14 protein-coding genes and 2 tRNA genes are annotated in these 19,560 nt (G+C 35.4%); 9 read left to right on the forward strand and 7 right to left on the reverse strand.

The genetic code is table 11. From position 1 onward, the window contains the following. Positions 1 to 17: 17 nt before the first annotated feature. On the reverse strand, positions 18 to 1,148 hold the full coding sequence (locus OZP12_RS19755) for a DegT/DnrJ/EryC1/StrS family aminotransferase (RefSeq protein ID WP_281226805.1): 1,131 nt from the start codon (positions 1,146 to 1,148) through the stop codon (positions 18 to 20). 180 nt (positions 1,149 to 1,328) lie between these two features. Here OZP12_RS19755 and OZP12_RS19760 point away from each other — a divergent pair, with 180 nt between their 5' ends. Together OZP12_RS19760 and OZP12_RS19765 are read left to right on the forward strand one after the other, a co-directional pair. Then, the gene (locus OZP12_RS19760; RefSeq protein ID WP_281226806.1) at positions 1,329 to 2,576 is read left to right on the forward strand and encodes a 3-deoxy-D-manno-octulosonic acid transferase; all 1,248 of its coding nucleotides are present in this window, start codon (positions 1,329 to 1,331) and stop codon (positions 2,574 to 2,576) included. A 224-nt stretch (positions 2,577 to 2,800) separates the two neighbouring features. Then, entirely contained in the window at positions 2,801 to 3,007 is a 207-nt protein-coding gene (locus OZP12_RS19765) for a hypothetical protein (RefSeq protein ID WP_281226807.1), read from the forward strand. A 158-nt stretch (positions 3,008 to 3,165) separates the two neighbouring features. On the opposite strand, the gene OZP12_RS19770 is transcribed toward OZP12_RS19765, so the two are convergent. From OZP12_RS19770 to mutS, 4 genes are all read right to left on the reverse strand, one after another. Then, the gene (locus tag OZP12_RS19770; protein ID WP_281226808.1) at positions 3,166 to 3,516 is read right to left on the reverse strand and encodes a YegP family protein; all 351 of its coding nucleotides are present in this window, start codon (positions 3,514 to 3,516) and stop codon (positions 3,166 to 3,168) included. Between the two features lie 122 nt (positions 3,517 to 3,638). After that, positions 3,639 to 3,724: transfer RNA gene (locus OZP12_RS19775), tRNA-Leu, on the reverse strand. 14 nt (positions 3,725 to 3,738) lie between these two features. Then, positions 3,739 to 3,811 (reverse strand) — tRNA-Gly (locus OZP12_RS19780). A gap of 225 nt (positions 3,812 to 4,036) precedes the next feature. After that, the gene (gene mutS, locus OZP12_RS19785) at positions 4,037 to 6,643 is read right to left on the reverse strand and encodes a DNA mismatch repair protein MutS (RefSeq protein WP_281226809.1); all 2,607 of its coding nucleotides are present in this window, start codon (positions 6,641 to 6,643) and stop codon (positions 4,037 to 4,039) included. Positions 6,644 to 6,798: 155 nt separating this feature from the next. Here mutS and OZP12_RS19790 point away from each other — a divergent pair, with 155 nt between their 5' ends. From OZP12_RS19790 to OZP12_RS19800, 3 genes are all read left to right on the forward strand, one after another. Continuing rightward, positions 6,799 to 7,260, forward strand: a complete 462-nt coding sequence (locus OZP12_RS19790) for a DUF1573 domain-containing protein (protein ID WP_281226810.1) — start codon at positions 6,799 to 6,801, stop codon at positions 7,258 to 7,260. Positions 7,261 to 7,337: 77 nt separating this feature from the next. Further along, entirely contained in the window at positions 7,338 to 7,868 is a 531-nt protein-coding gene (locus tag OZP12_RS19795; protein WP_281226811.1) for an RNA methyltransferase, read from the forward strand. A gap of 69 nt (positions 7,869 to 7,937) precedes the next feature. Next, complete coding sequence (locus OZP12_RS19800; RefSeq protein WP_281226812.1) at positions 7,938 to 10,079, forward strand: T9SS type B sorting domain-containing protein; 2,142 nt, start codon at positions 7,938 to 7,940, stop codon at positions 10,077 to 10,079. Between the two features lie 2 nt (positions 10,080 to 10,081). Here the strand turns inward: OZP12_RS19800 and folK are convergent, their stop codons facing one another. After that, positions 10,082 to 11,215 (reverse strand): 2-amino-4-hydroxy-6-hydroxymethyldihydropteridine diphosphokinase, encoded by a 1,134-nt coding sequence (gene folK / locus OZP12_RS19805; protein WP_281226814.1) that lies wholly within the window; start codon positions 11,213 to 11,215, stop codon positions 10,082 to 10,084. 125 nt (positions 11,216 to 11,340) lie between these two features. Here folK and sppA point away from each other — a divergent pair, with 125 nt between their 5' ends. From sppA to OZP12_RS19820, 3 genes are all read left to right on the forward strand, one after another. Then, positions 11,341 to 13,095 carry a signal peptide peptidase SppA gene (gene sppA, locus OZP12_RS19810; protein ID WP_281226815.1) on the forward strand — a complete coding sequence of 585 codons (1,755 nt, stop codon included), beginning with the start codon at positions 11,341 to 11,343 and terminating at the stop codon, positions 13,093 to 13,095. 212 nt (positions 13,096 to 13,307) lie between these two features. Continuing rightward, the gene (locus OZP12_RS19815; RefSeq protein WP_281226816.1) at positions 13,308 to 15,929 is read left to right on the forward strand and encodes an AsmA family protein; all 2,622 of its coding nucleotides are present in this window, start codon (positions 13,308 to 13,310) and stop codon (positions 15,927 to 15,929) included. A 454-nt stretch (positions 15,930 to 16,383) separates the two neighbouring features. Further along, positions 16,384 to 16,836 (forward strand): Hsp20/alpha crystallin family protein, encoded by a 453-nt coding sequence (locus OZP12_RS19820; protein WP_281226817.1) that lies wholly within the window; start codon positions 16,384 to 16,386, stop codon positions 16,834 to 16,836. 94 nt (positions 16,837 to 16,930) lie between these two features. Here the strand turns inward: OZP12_RS19820 and OZP12_RS19825 are convergent, their stop codons facing one another. Then, positions 16,931 to 17,725 carry a DUF2797 domain-containing protein gene (locus tag OZP12_RS19825; protein ID WP_281226818.1) on the reverse strand — a complete coding sequence of 265 codons (795 nt, stop codon included), beginning with the start codon at positions 17,723 to 17,725 and terminating at the stop codon, positions 16,931 to 16,933. 311 nt (positions 17,726 to 18,036) lie between these two features. Between OZP12_RS19825 and OZP12_RS19830 the strand changes: the two genes are divergently transcribed. Next, on the forward strand, positions 18,037 to 19,551 hold the full coding sequence (locus tag OZP12_RS19830) for a GH3 auxin-responsive promoter family protein (protein WP_281226819.1): 1,515 nt from the start codon (positions 18,037 to 18,039) through the stop codon (positions 19,549 to 19,551). The last annotated feature ends 9 nt before the right edge of the window (positions 19,552 to 19,560 follow it).

The following is a 19,560-nucleotide window of genomic DNA, read 5'->3' on the forward strand; positions in this document are numbered from 1 at the left end:
GCGTATTTTGAATAAAATTATTTTAAATATTCTAAAACAGAATCTGTTATAAATTTAATTTGCTCATCATCAAGCTCTGTATGCATTGGCAACGAAATCACCTCTTTTACCAATTGATTTGTTACTGTGAAATCTTCTTCTTTGTAACGAACATCTAGATAAGCCTTTTGCAAATGCAACGGAATCGGATAATAAATAGCACATGGAATTCCTTTATTCAACAAATGCTGCATCAATCCGTCACGATCTTTTCCAATAATTCGCAATGTGTATTGATGAAAAACATGATCGTCTCCATTAGAATCAAACTCAGGAGTAATAATATTGGAATGACTTGATAAAGCTGCATTATATTTAGCAGCCGCTTCACGACGGGCTTTATTGTAAGTATTCAAAAAAGGCAATTTAGCATTTAGCACCGCTGCCTGAACACTGTCCAAACGAGAATTCACTCCCACAACATCATGATGATAACGCTCATACATACCGTGGTTCACTATTCCTCTGATTTTGTGTGCCAATGCATCATCATTGGTAAAAATAGCTCCACCATCACCGTAACAACCTAAATTCTTAGAAGGGAAGAAAGAAGTTGAACTCACATGACCGATAGTTCCGGCTTTCTTTTTAGTCCCGTCAGAGAAAGTACAATTTGCTCCGATAGCCTGAGCATTATCCTCAATTACATATAATTTATGTTCATTGGCAATAGCCATAATAGCTTCCATATTGGCAGCGCGTCCAAATAAATGAACTGGCACAATAGCTTTGGTTCTTGGAGTAATCGCTTTTTTGATCGCTTCAGTCGAAATATTCATATTATCTAGATCAACATCAACCAAAACCGGAGTCAATTGCAACAAAGCAATTACCTCAACTGTAGCAGCAAATGTAAAATCGGCAGTAATAACTTCATCTCCTGGTTTCAATCCCAATCCCATCATGGCAATCTGCAAAGCATCAGTTCCATTAGCACATGGAATTACATGCTTCACATCTAAATATTCTTCTAATGATTTTTGAAAACTATGAACCTGTGGCCCATTAATGTAAGTGTTGGTATCCAAAACTTCTTGAATCGAAGCATTAACGGTTGCCGCGATTTTATCATATTGACCTTTTAAGTCAACCATTTGTAATTTTTTCATGTATTCTCTTTTAGCATCCTATGCTTTTCACAGGAACAATTAATAGAAGTAACAAGTTTTTAAGTCCAAATTTATCACCAATCAGGGCTACCAAAACAAGCGCAACAAAATTAGTTATTTAATGAGTTTAAACCAATCAAATAATACAAAGAAAATGTATTTTTACAAAAAAAAATATCGATGCATTTTCTTTATAATTTAACCATTCTATTTACTTCCCTTTTATTAAAATTCGTCGCACTTTTCAATCCAAAAATGAAACTTTTTGTTGATGGAAGAAAAAATGTTTTTGCCATTTTGGAACAAAAAATAGCACTCAATGACCAGACAATATGGTTTCATGCTGCATCTTTAGGCGAATACGAACAAGGTTTACCAGTGATTGAAGAAATCAAAAAAAGCCATCCAGCCCATAAAATCATAGTTACTTTTTTTTCGCCTTCGGGTTATGAAGTCAGAAAAAATAACACTATTGCCGACGTTACTGTCTACCTGCCATTGGACACTCAAAAAAATGCCAAACGCTTCTTAGAACTGGTACATCCGGAACTTGTTTTCTTTATCAAATATGAGTTTTGGATTAACTATTTAAATCAATTGCAAAAACAAAAGATTCCCACTTATTTGATTTCGGGCATTTTTAGGAAAAAGCAATTATTCTTCAAATGGTATGGCGGTTTTTATAGAAAAGCATTAGACAACTTTACCTATTTCTTTGTACAAAATGAAAATTCAAAAAAACTGATCACCGAATTAGGCAAAACAAATGTTATTGTTTCCGGCGACACCCGATTTGACAGAGTTGTTACTATTCTGGAAAAAGACAACACTTTGGATTTTATAGCCCAATTTAAAAACAACAAAACCACAATAGTAATAGGAAGTTCATGGCCAAAAGATGAAGCAATACTAGCAGAATACATCAATTCCTGCAAAGATGAAGTCAAATTCATTATCGCACCGCACAACATAAAACCGGAACAAATCAAACAGCTGCAAAATAGTATCACTAAAAAAACAGCACTTTTCTCAGAAAAGGAAAACAAGGATTTATCTCAGTTTGACGTGTTTATTGTGGACACCATTGGCATTTTGACCAAAATTTATAGTTATGCTGACATAGCCTACGTAGGAGGTGGTTTTGGAAACCCTGGAATTCATAATATACTGGAGCCTGCTACTTTTGGAATCCCTATAGTAATTGGTCCGAATTATTCTCATTTTGATGAAGCCGTCAGTTTGGTAAAAATCGAAGGTTGCATCTCAATATCTGATTTTAAAGAACTCGAAACCACATTTTCAACACTGATCCAAAATCCAAATTTGAAAAAAGAAAAAGGAGAAATATGCTACAATTTTGTACAAGAAAATAAAGGAGCAACTAACCGTATTTTGGAAAAAATTACTCACAATAAAAGCTCAAAATAAAAAAATTAGAGCCATTTTAGACCCTTAAAAAGGCAGTCCAATCCCATAAAAATATAGAGATTTTTTATTTTTTATAGTTATTTACTTATTTTTTATTACTTAAAAGAAAAAGCTAACCTCCTGATTGGAAATAATTTTTAAAAAATAAATGAAAAAATATTTTACGTATTAAAAATTTTATATCTTTGCCACGAATTAATAATTAACCTTTATATTAAATTAAGATGAAAAAAGTATTTTTAAGTTTAGCTGTTGTTGCTGTATTAACTGTTGTATCTTGTAAAAAAGCTGATGCTCCTGCTGAAGAGGCTGTAGCTGCTGACACTACTGCTGTTGCTGCTGACACTACTGCTGCTCCAGCTGCTGACACTACTGCTGCTCCAGCTGCTGACACTACTGCTGCTGCTCCAGCTGCTGCTCCAGCTAAGTAATTTCAAATTACACTAGAAAAAAATAAGCTGCTTAAATGCAGCTTTTTTTATGAAATAAAGTTAAAAAAAATTATATTTTATTTCTACAACACAGTGTTCCAAAAAAAATACCGCTCCAACTTGGAACGGTATTTTTTTTCTTTTCAATTTCAAAAAAATCAGTCTAAAAAGACCAAATCATTATTATCCGAAAAGTCCAGAATTTCGGAAACAGATGCAGATTTCACAATTTCATCAATCCCCTTCTGAACCCTCAATTCGGTCGTATATTTTCTACTTAAAGCAAAAGGCGCCCCATCCAAAAATAATCTGAAAAAATACTTCCCCCCAGCTGATTTATGCTTATCGAAAGACGCTAAAGCAACATTGGCTTTAAAATACTCTATCGCCTCCTCGCATTCAAATTTGAGCTCATACTTCAAACTTGTGAAAATCACTTTACCTTTCTTAGAAGTAAACACAAATTTGTATGTATCATCAAATCTTTTACTAATCACAAAAGCCCCCATTATTTTGATTTTAGAATTTAGATTATCGATTTCAAAGACATTAAACTACTGACATCCAAAATAATCAGTCAGCGTTATTTGTACCAATAAAAAAAGCTCCAAACATTGTTTGAAGCTTTTTGTACTCAGAGCGGGACTTGAACCCGCACGAACATTGCTGTTCACTGGATTTTAAGTCCAGCGTGTCTACCAATTTCACCATCCGAGCATAAGACGATTTTGAGCGAAAAACGGGGCTCGAACCCGCGACCTCGACCTTGGCAAGGTCGCGCTCTACCAACTGAGCTATTTTCGCATTTCATTCTTAAAAGAACCACAATGTTTGTTTCACATTGCGGATGCAAATTTAGAACTTTTATTCAATTACACAAACCTTTTTTCTAAAAAAAACGAAGATAAAATTTAACATTCTGACAACCTTTAATTTAAAGAAAAAAGAAAAATTAGATTCAAGTCATAGTTTTCAGCTTTAATCACAATACAAACTGAAAACTGTGACTTCGACTAAAAATATAGAAACCTATTTCCTCGTCAACATCCGTTTAATTTCATTCAGTTTCATTAATGCTTCCACCGGTGTAATAGCATTTATATCCAAATTTACAATCTCTTCCTTGATTTCTTCCAACAAAGGATCATCCAGATTAAAGAAACTCATCTGCATTTCCTCTTTTTCCAATTTTATGCCGTTCAGTACGTCGCTCGAATGGTTTTTCTCCAATTTCTTCAACATCTTTTGCGCTCTTGAAATCACTAACTGAGGCATTCCGGCCATTTTTGCCACATGAATACCAAAACTATGCGCACTTCCTCCTTTTACCAGTTTTCGGATAAAAAGCACCGTATCTTTCAATTCTTTTACGGAAACATTGTAATTCTGAATTCGGGACATTGTCTCGGTCATCTCGTTTAATTCGTGATAATGAGTCGCAAACAATGTTTTGGCCTTAGATGGATGTTCATGCAAAAACTCGGCAATTGCCCAAGCGATCGAGATTCCGTCATACGTGCTCGTACCTCTTCCGATTTCGTCCAACAACACTAAACTACGTTCGGAAATATTATTCAAAATAGAAGCTGTTTCGTTCATCTCCACCATAAAAGTAGATTCTCCCATCGAAATATTATCCGATGCCCCTACTCTTGTGAATATTTTATCGACAATCCCCATTCTCACACTTTCAGCAGGCACAAAACTTCCCATTTGCGCCAGCAACACAATCAAAGCCGTTTGACGCAATATTGCCGACTTACCCGACATATTGGGCCCGGTAATCATAATCAATTGTTGGGTTTCCCTATCCAAATAAACGTCATTCGTGATATACGGAACCCCGACAGGTAATTGCTTCTCAATTACAGGATGTCTTCCCTCTTTAATATCCAATTCGAAAGTTTCGTCTATTTCCGGACAAACATATTTATTTTCGATTGCCAGTTGCGTAAAACAACACAAACAATCCAATTGCGCTACCAAATTAGCATTCATCTGAACCGGTTTGATATAGGTAGCCACCCAACTCACCAATTGTTCAAACAAATCGTTTTCTATCTTTTGGATTCTTTCCTCCGCTCCCAGAATTTTGGTTTCGTATTCCTTCAGCTCTTCGGTAATATAGCGTTCCGCACTTACCAGCGTTTGTTTTCTGATCCACTCGGCAGGAACTTTATCTTTATGCGTATTTCGAACTTCGATATAATAACCAAACACATTATTGAATGATATTTTTAATGAAGAAATTCCTGTACGTTCCGACTCTCTCTTTTCGATACCTTCCAAAAACTGTTTCCCGGAAGTCGATATTTCACGCAACTCATCCAATTCGGCATTAATCCCTTTAGCAATCGCATTTCCTTTGGCAATTGCCACAGGTGCATCCTGATTTAAGGTAGTCTGTATTTTTTCGCGTAACAAATCACAACTATGCAAATTGTCTCCAATTACTTTAACTGCTTCCTGAGGACTTTCCAAAGCCAATGATTTGATCGGAATAATAGCATCCAACGACTCTTTCAGGTACACTACTTCGCGAGGCGAAACTTTCCCGGTCGCAATTTTGGAAATCAAACGCTCTAAATCTGAAATCTGCTTGATTTGATTTTGAATATTTTTTAAAATATCTTGATTTTCTTTCAAATAAGAAACCACCTGATGACGGCTTTTAATTTTATTACTATCCTTCAAAGGCAAAGCAAGCCAACGTTTCAATAAACGTCCACCCATTGGCGAAAGCGTTTTATCAATTACATCAAGTAGCGTAACGGCATTCGGATTATAACTGTGATACAATTCGAGATTGCGAATCGTAAATCGATCCATCCAAACATAAGCATCTTCGGCAATTCGGTGGATTGCCGTAATATGCTGCACTTTGTTATGCTGCGTTTCGGACAAATAATAAAGAATGGCTCCCGACGCAATAATCCCTTCCTTTAATTCCTCGACACCAAACCCTTTTAAAGAAACGGTTTGAAAATGTTTAGTCAATGTTTCAAGCGCATAATCTTCTTTGAAAATCCAATCTTCTAAATAAAAATTATGAAAATCCTCTCCGAAAATCTCTCGGAATTCACTTTTATTATTTTTTGGAACCAAAACCTCACTCGGGTTGAAATTTTGAAGCAATTTATCCACATACTCCGAATTACCTTGGGCAACAAGAAATTCGCCTGTAGAAACATCCAAAAAGGAAACACCGATAGTTTTATTGGCTAAATAAACCGCGGCCAAAAAGTTGTTGGTTTTAGAATGTAAAACCTCATCATTCATCGAAACTCCAGGAGTCACAAGTTCGGTTACTCCACGTTTAACAATAGTTTTGGTCATTTTGGGGTCTTCCAATTGATCACAAATAGCCACACGAAGCCCTGCTTTAACCAATTTAGGCAAATAAGTATTGATTGAGTGATGCGGAAAACCAGCCAATGCCGTTTCAGTCTCAGAACCCGCTCCTCTTTTAGTCAATGTAATCCCTAAAATTTTTGAAGCTCTAATAGCATCTTCCCCAAAAGTCTCATAAAAATCACCAACTCTAAACAACAAACAGGCATCGGGATATTTCCCTTTGATTTCGTTGTATTGCTTCATTAACGGAGTCTCTTTGACTGTCTTTTCTTTTGTTGCCAAAATTGTACTAATTAAAATGAATATAAAATGCAGCGAATTTATAATTTTATACCGCAAAAAGCTAAGATGGAAAAAAATTAAATTACTTTTAAGAAAAAGTTACAATACAATTTTGTTAATTTGTACAAAATCTGAATCAAATACTAGGAAATACTATGAAAAAATTACTTCTATTAGCTATGCTAACCATCTTAGGAACAACAGTTTCTAACGCCCAAGAGACTTCAAAAAAGGCTAAAAAAGCAAAAACAACTGCAGCTGCATTACCAAAAGTAGAAGGTGCAGGAATGGTTTTTGAAAACGAAACTATCGACTACGGAACAATCGCCCACAATGCTGATGGTAACCGTCAATTTGTTTTCACTAACAATGGTAACAAACCATTGATTATCACAAACACTCAAGGATCTTGTGGATGTACAGTTCCAACTACACCAAAAGAACCAATTGCTCCAGGAGCAAAAGGAGTTATTGGAGTAAAATATGCTACTGACAGAGTAGGTCCTTTTACAAAACAAGTAACTGTAACTTCGAATGCTGAAGGGCAACCAACTAAAGTCCTTACCATAAAAGGAACTGTTTTACCAGATGCTGCACCTGCTGCAACAAAAAGCTAATATTACTTTTTAATAAAATAAAAAAAGGCTTCCTGATTTTTTGGGAAGCTTTTTTTATAAAAGCAATTACCAAAACAATGAGAAAACTTGAAAACAGCGAACTAGAAAGAAAATCAATTGAAGATTTCAAAAAATCCGAAAAGACACCTTTGATTTTAGTTTTGGACGATATCCGCAGTTTACACAATATTGGTTCTGTTTTTAGAACCGCTGATGCATTTTTAATCGAAAAAATAATCCTTTGCGGCATCACCGCCACTCCCCCAAATAAGGAAATCCACAAAACTGCTTTGGGAGCAACCGAAACAGTCGCATGGGAACATCATGAAAATATACTGGAAGTTATTTCAAATTTAAAAGAAGAAAATGTAATTACTCTTGCCATCGAACAGGTAGAAAGTGCTTATTTTCTACAAGATTTCAAAGTAGATAAAAACCAAAAATATGCTCTAATATTCGGAAATGAAGTTTATGGCGTTGCTCAGGAAGCCGTAGCTTTATGTGACGGCTGCATCGAAATTCCGCAATTGGGAACAAAACACTCGCTGAATATTTCGGTAAGCGCCGGAATTGTGGTTTGGGATCTGTTCAAACAATTCAATTTTTAACTAATCATTTTATCTAATAAACTTCTAAACAAAGTTTTGCATTTTGATTTAAAAGTTTATTTTTATAAAATGAAAACTATCCCCCACATAAACATAGTATTACTTTTTGCATTTTTATTTTTTAATTATAGTAATGCAACACCTAACCTCAATCCTCCAAAAAAAGGATTTATAAAATCAAATTATTTTCTTGCCAATGTTGCCCCAACAATAACCGCAACGGGAGATCAGGCTTATTGCCCTTTAAGTAATATCAATATTGTAACCTCTATAACCATTACTGACCCTGACGACTCCGGTACTGATGCTGTTTATATTCAGATTTCATCGGGTTATGTCAATGGAGAAGATATATTAACTCTTAATAATGCTTTATCCCATACCACAATCACAAGTAGCTGGAGTTCAACTGAAGGCAAACTGACACTAAAAAGCCCCACAGGAATCCCGGTAACTTATATCGATTTTGAGAACGCCATAAAGGACATTCAATTCAGCAGTTCATCAGCAACCCCTTCTGGAATCAAAAATTTCTCAATCAGTATTGGACAAGCCAATTATTTACCCAGAAACGGCCATTATTACGAATACGTGCCAAGTTTAGGCATTAGCTGGACAAATGCAAGAGCCGCAGCTGACATTAGAACCTATTATGGACTTAAAGGCTATTTAGCTACGCTTACAGCAGCAGATGAAGCTCAATTAGCAGGAAAACAAGCACCTGGAGCAGGCTGGATTGGAGGAAGCGATTCAGAGACTGAAGGAGTTTGGAAATGGATGACAGGACCAGAAGCAGGTACCATTTTTTGGAATGGACTAACGAATGGCTCAACTCCCAATTTTGCTTTTTGGAATACTGGTGAACCCAATCAAGCAGGAGACGAAGATTATGCCCATATCACAGCACCAGGAGTTGGAATTCCAGGTTCTTGGAACGATTTACAAGAAGCAGGTAATCCAAGCGGCAGTTACCAAGCCAAAGGATATATTGTAGAATATGGAGGAACTCCCGGAGATCCCGTTTTACAACTTTCAGCCAGTACTAAATTAACCGTCGCATCAATAAGTAGTACAACACCAGCATCAAGATGTGATGCAGGAACCGTAACGCTTAAAGCAACAGCCACTATTGGGACAATCAATTGGTATGACTCTTTAACTGGGGGCAATTTTATGGGAACTGGATCGAATTTCACCACTCCAATAATAAATACAACCACCACTTATTATGTTGAAACCACCACTACAAACTGCACAAGCAAAAGAACAGCTGTAGAGGCCAAAATAATTATTACACCAACAGTCACAAACACAAACTCACCTGTTACCAATTGTGGCCATGGCTTATTTACATTAATGGCCACACCTTCTGTTGGAACAATAAATTGGTATTCACAAATAGGAGGAACAGTTGTCGGCAACGGAACATCTTATATTACTCCTACAATCAACAGTAATACGACTTATTATGCCGAAGCCATAAACAACGGTTGTACTAACAATACAAAAGTCCCTATCCAATTGATTGTATACCCATTACCCGCAGTCACTGATCAAACCGTCGAAAAATGCAACTCCAGTTCTATCACCTTGGACGCATCGATTCCTAACATGAAATATCTTTGGAGTACAGGCGAAACTACACAAACAATTACTGTTTCAACAACAGGTATTTATACAGTGGATGTAACAAGCCCAGCGCCCCAAAACTGCACTAGCAAAAAAACAATTACAGTTATCGAAAACAACAAACCTGAAATAAAAAACATAACAGTTGATGATACAACAGTTACTATAGAATTGGTAAAAGCCGAAAATCATTTTGAATTCTCGATTGACGGACTTAACTATCAAGATTCTAATGTATTCACGAATGCCCCTAGTGGATTACAAACCGCTTATGTTCGTGACCGCAACCAATGTACGACCGATACGAAGACTTTCATCGTTATCATTGTTCCTAAGTTTTTCACGCCAAACAATGATGGATATAATGATGTATGGGAAGTAAAAGGATTGGCAGATTATCCTCTCGGTGAGGTTACACTTTTTGACCGTTACGGAAAATTGATTACCCAACTCAATAGTTACAACCGAAGCTGGGACGGAACTTTGAACAAAAGAGCCTTACCCGCAACCGACTATTGGTATGTGCTAAAATTGGATCCGCAAAGCCCTGAAGTGAAAGGCCATTTCTCTTTAAAAAGATAATACTAGTTGCTTTTTTCTTGGATAGATTTTAAAATAAAAAGATAATCCTCTTGTTTGTTTACAAAATCACGATCAGAAATATCGATGATTAAAACATTCAAATCGGTTTGGGTTTTTATATATTCCAGATATCCTTTGCTTATTTTTTCCAAGTATTCAGCGGTGATATCTTGCTCGTAACTTCTGCCTCGGGTTTTTATATTTTGCAGCAGTCGGTTTGTATTTTGATAAAGATAAATATACAAATCGGGCTTTGGCATTTCTTTATAAATAATATCAAACATCGTACGATACAATCTGAACTCGTCCTCCTCCAACGTGATTTTTGAAAAAAGCAAAGATTTAAAAATATGATAATCGGCTATAATAAAATCTTTGAACAAGTCAAATTGCGACAAATCATCGGATAACTGCTGATACCTATCGGCCAGAAAAGACATTTCTAAGGAAAAAGCATAACGGCTTTGATCTTCATAAAATTTTGGCAAAAATGGATTATCCGCAAAGCGCTCCAAAACTGTCTTGGCATTAAAATCTTCGGCCATTTTTAACGCCAAGGTTGATTTTCCGGCACCGATATTCCCTTCTATCGCAATGTAGTTGTATTGGTTTAATTTTATTCCATCCAAAGGACGTTCTAACTTTTGGACTATTTCGCAAATACTGTCATCTGGAGTTGTCTGAATGAGTTCCGGAATTGTTTTTTTCAGAACGGGATGAACCCAGTCTATACTCAAATCCTGAACAGGCAACAAAACAAATTTTCGGTTTTGCATTAGCGGATGCGGAATTTGAAGATGATCCAATTCAAGGATTTCATCATCAAAAGCAATCAAATCAATATCAATTATTCTGGATTGGTAACCCGCATTTTCGTTGCGGATACGCCCCAGCTTTTTTTCTACCTGCAAAACAAGTTCCAAGATTTTTTGAGCAGAATTCGTAGAATGCATAAGTAAAGCACAATTATAAAACGCCTCACTTTCAAAACCCCAAGCAGGAGTTTCATACAAATGAGAAACTTTTATAATGGTTCCAATTTCCTGATGAATCAATTCGAGACACAATTCAATGTTTTTCAAACGGTTGCCTTGATTGCTCCCCAAGGATAAAATAACTTGATGCTGTAATTCCATATTAGGCACAAATTAAGCAAAAGAATTTTAGAATAGCAGTATATTTGCCCATAGTGTTTTAATTTATTTTCAGCATTAACTGTAACAAATAAACACTTCTAACAACTTATCAAAAAATATTGTATATGAGATTTTTAGGGAATGTAATGGCTACCATTATTGGTATTTTTATTTTTTTCATGTTGTTTTTCTTTGGAATAATCTTAATCGGAACCATTTTTGGTGAAGAAGAAGGGGTTGAAGTCAAAAGTAATTCGGTTATCGAATTAAACTTAAAAGATATTTCCAATGATTATGCCGGTAAATATAAAGACCCTTGGATGGATGTCTTTTCAGAGAAAAAAAGTGTTGGACTATCCGATATCATCAATGCCATAGCTATTGCAAAAACAGATAGCGATATTAAAGGAATTTCGATCTTAAATCAAGATTCTTCATTAGGCTTGGCTCAAAGTAAGGAACTAAGAGAAGCTTTGAATGATTTCAAAAAATCAGGGAAGTTTGTTATGGCTTACGCCAATGACTATTCACAAAGGGATTATTATCTAAACTCCGTTGCTAATACCATTTATTTGAATCCAGCAGGAGATTTTGATTTCAAAGGACTATCGACCGAGATAATGTTCTTTAAGGATCTACAGGAAAAAACAGGAGTTAAAATGGAAGTCATTCGTCACGGAAAATACAAAAGTGCCGTTGAGCCTTTCCTTGAAAACAAAATGAGTGACGCCAACAGAGAACAAACTACTGCTTTATTGCATTCCGTTTGGAGTTCTATTCTTGAGGATATTTCAGAAAGCCGTCATATTTCTACAGCCAGATTGAATGAAATCGCGACAGGATTATTGGCCCGCACTCCGGAAATGGCTAAAGAAAACAAACTTATTGACGTTATCGCCTACGAAGACGTTTATCATGATGCCATCAAAAAAGCATTAAAAGTAAAGGGAGATGAAGATTACAACAAAGTATCAATAACCGATTACACAAAAAAAACAGCAACAACTGCCGTAATTTCAGAGTCAGACAATCAAATTGCTGTGATTTATGCGCAAGGTGAAATTCACGGTGGTGAAGGTGATGTCAATGAAATTGGCGAAGGCTCCATGCGTCGTTCTTTTCAGGAAGCAAGAAAAAACAAAGACATCAAAGCTGTTGTCCTTCGTATAGACAGTCCCGGGGGAAGTGCCTTGACATCCGATTTGATTTGGAGAGAAATCGAATTGACCAAAAAAGTAAAACCAGTTGTAGTATCGATGGGTAATTATGCAGCGTCAGGAGGTTATTACATTGCGTGCAACGCCAACACCATTTTTGCAGAGCGCAACACCATTACTGGTTCTATTGGAGTTTTTGGGGTTTTACCAAACTTCAGCCGTTTGACAACAAAAATCGGGATCAATACCGAACAAATAATGACCAATGAAAATGCAAAATACAGTCCATTCGTTCCTTTAAATGAAAAATTCAAAGCTGTAACATTGGAAGGTGTTGAGAGAGTTTACAAAACATTTGTAACGCATGTTGCCGAAGGACGAAAAATGACTTTTGCCCAAGTAGATTCAATTGCTCAAGGCCGTGTTTGGACAGGGACTGAAGCCAAAAAAATTGGTTTGGTTGATAAAATCGGGAATTTAAATGACGCCATAAAAGAAGCTGCTTCCTTGGCAAAAATCAAAGATTACTACACACAAAACTTCCCTGAATACGAAAAAGATTTTAGCGAATTATTTGAAAAATTACCTTTCGCTAAATCAAAAGAAGAGCTTATCAAAGAAGAATTGGGCGAAGAAAATTATTTTGTTTTGCAGCAAATTAAAAAAATACAAATGCAAAAAGGAATACAGGCTCGAATGCCCTTTGAAATTACAATCCATTAATTCTACAAATCATAAACCCTTTCAAATCAAAACGAAAGGGTTTCTTTTTTCAAAAAACCTCGTGTTAAAAAATCATAAAATAAAACTAAAGAATAGCATTTCCATAATCCTTTTGAAAAACAAACGTTATATTCGTATGAAAGTTTTACAAAACAATTAATCCGTAAACGATTATTTTTGTAAAAAAAGTAACCCAATTTACCTACTCTATTATGTTAAAGAAAATTTTAAAAATCACCGGAATTGTATTGGTCTTAATGGCAGCTTCCCTATTTGCCATTCCCTATTTTTTTAAAGATCAAATAAAAGCAAAAATTACCGAGGCCATCAACAAGAAAGTAGATGCCAAAATTTCCTTTTCGGATGCCGATTTGAGTCTTTTCAAAAATTTCCCTAAGGCAACAGTAACACTCAATAAATTATTGATTATTAACAAGGCCCCTTTTGAGGGAGACACCCTAGTATCTTTGGGCGAATTAAATTTGAATATGTCTGTAAAAGAATTATTCAAAGGTGAAGGAGAACCTATGGCGATTGAAGGAATCACTTCTAAAAACGGTTTCATTAATATCATTTTCAATAAAGATGGAGTTGGAAATTTTGACATCGCTTTGAAAGAAAACAATCCCAAAGAAGAGGAAAAAAGCAAACCAATGTCTTTTAAAATCCAAAAATACCAAGTTGAAAATTTCAAATTCAAATACTTTGATGAAGCTTCGCAAATAAAATTAGTTATCGACAGTCTCAACCACGAAGGAACTGGAGATTTCAATGCCTCAAAATTGGATTTAGACACCAAGTCAACAGCCAAAGTATCATTTGACATGGGCAAAATCAATTATATGAGAAATGTTGCCCTATCATTGGACGCTGTTCTTGGAATTGATTTGGAGAAAAGCAAATACACATTTAAGCAAAACAAAGCTTTAATCAATCAATTGCCGTTGGAATTTGACGGGTTTATTCAAATGGTTGATGCTGGACAAGTTTATGACTTGAAATTCAAAACCCCAACTTCTTCATTCAAAAACTTCTTGGGATTAATTCCTGCGGCTTATTCATCAAGTTTGGCCGGCGTAAAAACAACCGGAGACTTTACAGTTAATGGATTTGCCAAAGGTATGCTTACGGATACCACTGTCCCAAAATTCAACATTGCAATTGCTTCGAACAACGCTTCATTCCAATATCCGAACTTGCCTAAATCGGTTCAAAGCATTATCATCGACACCAAAATCATAAACGAAACTGGGGTAATGAATGACACCTATGTGAATCTTGATAATCTTTCATTCCGAATCGACCAAGATGTATTTAATGCTAAAGCCAATATAAAAAACATCAGCACCAATGCAGTGATTGATGCTGCTTTGAAAGGAACCATCAATTTGGCAAATGTCACCAAAGCCTATCCGGTAAAAATGGACAAACCACTTACCGGAATTTTGAAAGCAGATGTAACTACCAAATTTGATATGGCTTCGGTTGAAAAAAGTCAGTACCAAAACATAAAAAATGCAGGAACTATCGGTCTTACCGGATTTAATTATGCCGATGCCAATGGTAAAAACATGATTATCAGTAATGCATTAGTTCAATTTAACCCGAGTCAGGTTCATTTGAAACAATTCAATGCCAAAACCGGGAAAAGTGACCTTAGTGTAACAGGGGTTTTGGAAAATTTCTATGGTTTTATGTTCCGCAAACAAGAACTGAAAGGAAACTTCAATTTAACTTCCAATCAATTGGTTGTTGATGATTTCATGACCACCAGCACTGCTCCTGCTTCTACCGGCAAAACAGAAACTACAACTGCCAAAACTAAAAAAGAAGAACCTTTAAAAATACCGGCTTTCTTAAATTGTTCGCTAACAGCAAAAGCCAATACCGTTTTGTATGACAACCTAACATTAAAGAATGCTTCTGGAAAAATGATTATCAAAGATGAGAAAGTTACTTTAGAAAATGTAAAAACATCCATTTTTGGGGGAGTAGTTGGTTTGAGTGGTTCTGTCTCAACAAAAACAAAAACTCCTGTATTTGATATGAATTTAAACTTGAATCAAGTTGATATTCAGCAAAGTTTCACTCAATTGGATATGTTCAAAAAAATAGCTCCAATTGCGGGTGTTGTCAATGGAAAAATCAATACCAACGTCAAATTGAACGGAAATCTTGATGCTGTTGAAATGACCCCGGACTTAAAATCTATTTCTGGAGATTTGATTGGACAATTACTATCTTCAACCATAAATACAAACAGCTCCACTATGTTAAAAGCATTAGGCTCCAATTTGAAATTTATTGATGTAAACAAAATAAATCTTAATGATATCAAAGCGGCTCTTACTTTTGAAAATGGAAAAGTAAATGTAAAACCGTTTACGGTCAAATACCAAGACATTGAAGCAGTTGTTGGAGGTTCACACGGTTTTGACCAAAGCATGAACTATAACATCAAATTCAACGTTCCTGCCAAATATCTAGGCAAAGAAATCAATGCCTATATCTCAAAAATGTCGCCAAGTGACGCAGCCAAATTCGAGAACATTCCAGTAACAGCATTGATGACCGGAACCTTTAGCAATCCGAAAATATCTACTGATATGAAAACGGTGGCAAGCAATTTAACCATGCAATTAGCCAAACAACAATCGGATAAATTGCTTAAAAAAGGAGGTTCTGAACTTGACAAATTAATCAATAAAAACACCAAACCAGACACCGACACCACTAAAACCAATGCCCAAAAAGAGGACATTAAAAAGAAAGCCGGTGATTTACTTAATGGTTTGTTTAAAAAGAAAAAAACCACTGAAACTACAACACCTTAAAAACTAATCAATTAAAAATACCGTCATATAACATAAATTGTGACGGTATTTTTAATTGATTAGTTTTTTTTTTTAAAGGTCTGAATTCAAAAATGAAATCCCTTTCATTAACATTAATCCCATATCTTTTTCATACCCCTCTAGTTCCAGTTGAGCTGTTTATAAAAAGAAAAATATTATTATACGCGTTGCTTTTTTAATTACACTATTTCAAGAAAGTTATATTATTGTTTTATCAACCTTCTATAATTTTTATTCGTTTTGTAATCGTAATGCGAGTCTTTTTTTTAACTATTATTCAACAAGTTATGAAATCATAAAACAAACGTGGTTACCAAATCATCATAAAAAATTTGTCAGCTTTTGATTGTTTTACAAATGAAATTTTTTTTTCAGTGGCACAAAATTTGGTATTCATTTATAAAATTAATATTAACTTTAAATTTTTGTTATTATGAACCTTGTAAAACGTAACTCGGCAATTAATTCTGCATGGCCAATGTTGTTTGACAATTTTTTTAATCGCGATGCATTTAAGGAAGGTAATTTAAATTTTTATGATGACCGTACCTCAATCCCTGCGGTTAACATCAAAGACAATCCAAAGGCCTATGCTCTTGAAATGATAGCTCCGGGAATGGAAAAAACAGACTTCAAAATCGAACTAGAAAATGATGTCCTTACCATTACCGCTGAAAAAAGTACTCAAAACTCAGACGCTGATGAAGGAGTTTATTCCAGAAAAGAATTTTCATATCAGTCACTGCGCAGAAGTTTCACTTTCCCTCAGGATATCGTTGACAAAGACCGAATTGAAGCAAAATACAAAGATGGTATCTTGTATATCACGATTCCAAAAAGAGAAAACACAACTAACAATACAATTAGACAGATTGAAATTTCTTAAACTAAAAAAAGTTGCCCTTTTCCCGGGCAACTTTTTGTTTTATATACAAACGCTTTACTATCAATAAAAACTAACAAGTTAAGATTAATGAATTCTACAAATTAATCGACACGACATATCCCTCAAAGCTTCGAACATTAAAAACAGTTCCGTCTTCAAAAATAAGGTACTGCCCTTTGATTCCCATCAGTTTTCCTTTGTAATTTGGTGTTTTATCCAGATTCAGACTGTTGACTTTTTTTGGGTAATGCAATACCGGAAAATGCATATCGTAAACATCATTTTTATCCGGATGATAAAACTCCTGCACCTCAGCGGGGATTAAACTTTCCAACTTGGATCGCTCGGCAACAAGATCAGCATGTGCTAATTCATTTTGAACCATTTTTCGCCAATTGGTTTTATCGGTATAATGACTTTTAAGTGCCACCTCGGTAATTCCTGCCAAATAACGATTTGGTACCTCAACAATGGATATGGCCTGACTTGCTCCTTGGTCAATCCATCGAGTAGGCATTTGAGATTTTCGGGTCACCCCTACTTTTACTTCACTCGACAATGCCAAATAAACAATGTGAGGTTGTAGCTGTACTTGCTTCTCGTATTCCAAATCACGATCTTCAATTCCAAGATGAGCAGTGCTCAACTCCGGTTTCATAATCCAATCACCTACTGCGGGACTTGAATAGAAACAATCGTAACAAAATCCCTGACGGAATATTTTTTTCTTTTTACCGCAATTCAAACATTGATAACCCTCGAAGTTAATTTCCAACTCTTTGTTCAACACCTGATTCATGTTCAAAAAACTGTTTTCGAAAACCAAATAATATTGAATGGGATCCCCAAATTCGGTTTGCATTTTAGAAAGTACTCCTTGGTAAGTCATTATTATTTTAGATTGAAGATTACGATTTCTGATTTTAGATTTACGCTCAATATTTTAAACTTCGAATTTTTATTTTTAAGGTCCGAAACTAAGATTTTTGATTGTAGATTAACGTTTTTTAGATTGCTGAATTTCTATCTTTAAATAGAATCTTTCCCAAAAATAAAGCCGTTTTTTATAAAAATATACTATTTTTGGTATTATTGCAAAGTTAATATTTGTATATCGATATTCAAATCTTAAATTATTGTCTTTTTGTACAAGAGGGAAAAAATCAAAATCTGAAATCGTTAATCAATAATCACAAACCTATGCCATTATCAATTATCAATTCCATCGCTTCTTGGTTTTTGAAACAAAGAATTCACCAGATTGAACTTTTTCTGAAATATCCAAATGAGGTTCAGGAAGAATTGTTAATGAATTTAATTCGTTCCTCTGAAGAAACTGTTTTTGGCAAAAAATACGATTATGAATCGATAAAATCATACAAAACCTTTACCGAAAGAATTCCGATTTCGACATACGAAGATTTAGAACCTTATATTGAACGCACCAGAAAAGGCGAGCAGAATGTGTTATGGGAAACCCCAATAAAATGGTTTGCCAAATCCAGCGGAACTACCAATGCAAAAAGTAAATTCATCCCCGTAAGTAACGAAGCACTGGAAGATTGCCATTACAAAGGAAGCAAAGATTTATTGTGTTTGTATTTGAACAACAACGAAGAATCAGAGCTGTTTGTGGGCAAAAGCCTTCGATTAGGAGGAAGTTCGCAGATTTACGAAAACAACAATACTTTTTTTGGTGACTTATCGGCTATTTTGATAGAAAACATGCCAATTTGGGCAGAATTCAGCAGCACACCTAGCAGTAAAATTTCTTTGATGAGCGAATGGGAAACCAAACTTAGCGCCATCATCAACGAAACCATAAATGAAAATGTAACCAGTTTTGCCGGTGTTCCATCCTGGATGCTGGTTTTATTGAATAAAATACTGGAAGAAACCGGAAAACCAAACTTGATGGAAGTCTGGCCTAACCTGGAAGTCTATTTCCACGGAGGTGTGAGTTTTGACCCTTACAGGGAACAATATCACAAAATTCTGCCACATAACCAATTCAAATACTACGAAATTTATAATGCTTCTGAAGGGTTCTTTGCCATTCAGGACTTGAACAATTCCAGTGATTTATTGCTAATGCTGGATTATGGAATTTTTTATGAATTCATCCCGATGGACACTTTTGGCACTCCTGATCAAAAAGCCGTTCGATTGTCCGATGTTCAGTTGTTTAAGAATTATGCTATGGTAATTACTACCAATGGTGGCTTATGGCGTTATTTGATTGGAGACACCGTTCGATTCACTTCATTAAATCCATATCGTATTCGAATTACGGGAAGAACCAAACATCATATCAATGTTTTTGGTGAAGAGTTAATGGTCGAAAATACCGATCAGGCAATTGCCAAAACCTGTCAAATTACCGAAACAGAAGTAGTCGATTATACCGTTGCCCCAATTTTTATGAAAGACAAAGAAAAAGGCGGTCACGAATGGATGATTGAATTTAAGAAAAAACCAAAAGACATTGCGGCTTTTCAAAAAACACTCGATGAAACCCTGCAATCCTTAAATTCTGATTACGAAGCCAAACGCTACAACAACATGACTCTTAACCCACTAGTGATTAATGTTGCCCGGGAACGACTGTTTTATGATTGGCTAAAAGAAAGCGACAAACTGGGTGGCCAGCACAAAATTCCGAGATTATCTAACAAAAGAGATTATCTGGAACAATTGAAAAAGATGCAGAATTAAACTCAAAAT

It is taken from the genome of Flavobacterium aquiphilum, from assembly GCF_027111335.1.
GTDB classification, from domain to species: Bacteria; Bacteroidota; Bacteroidia; order Flavobacteriales; family Flavobacteriaceae; genus Flavobacterium; species Flavobacterium aquiphilum.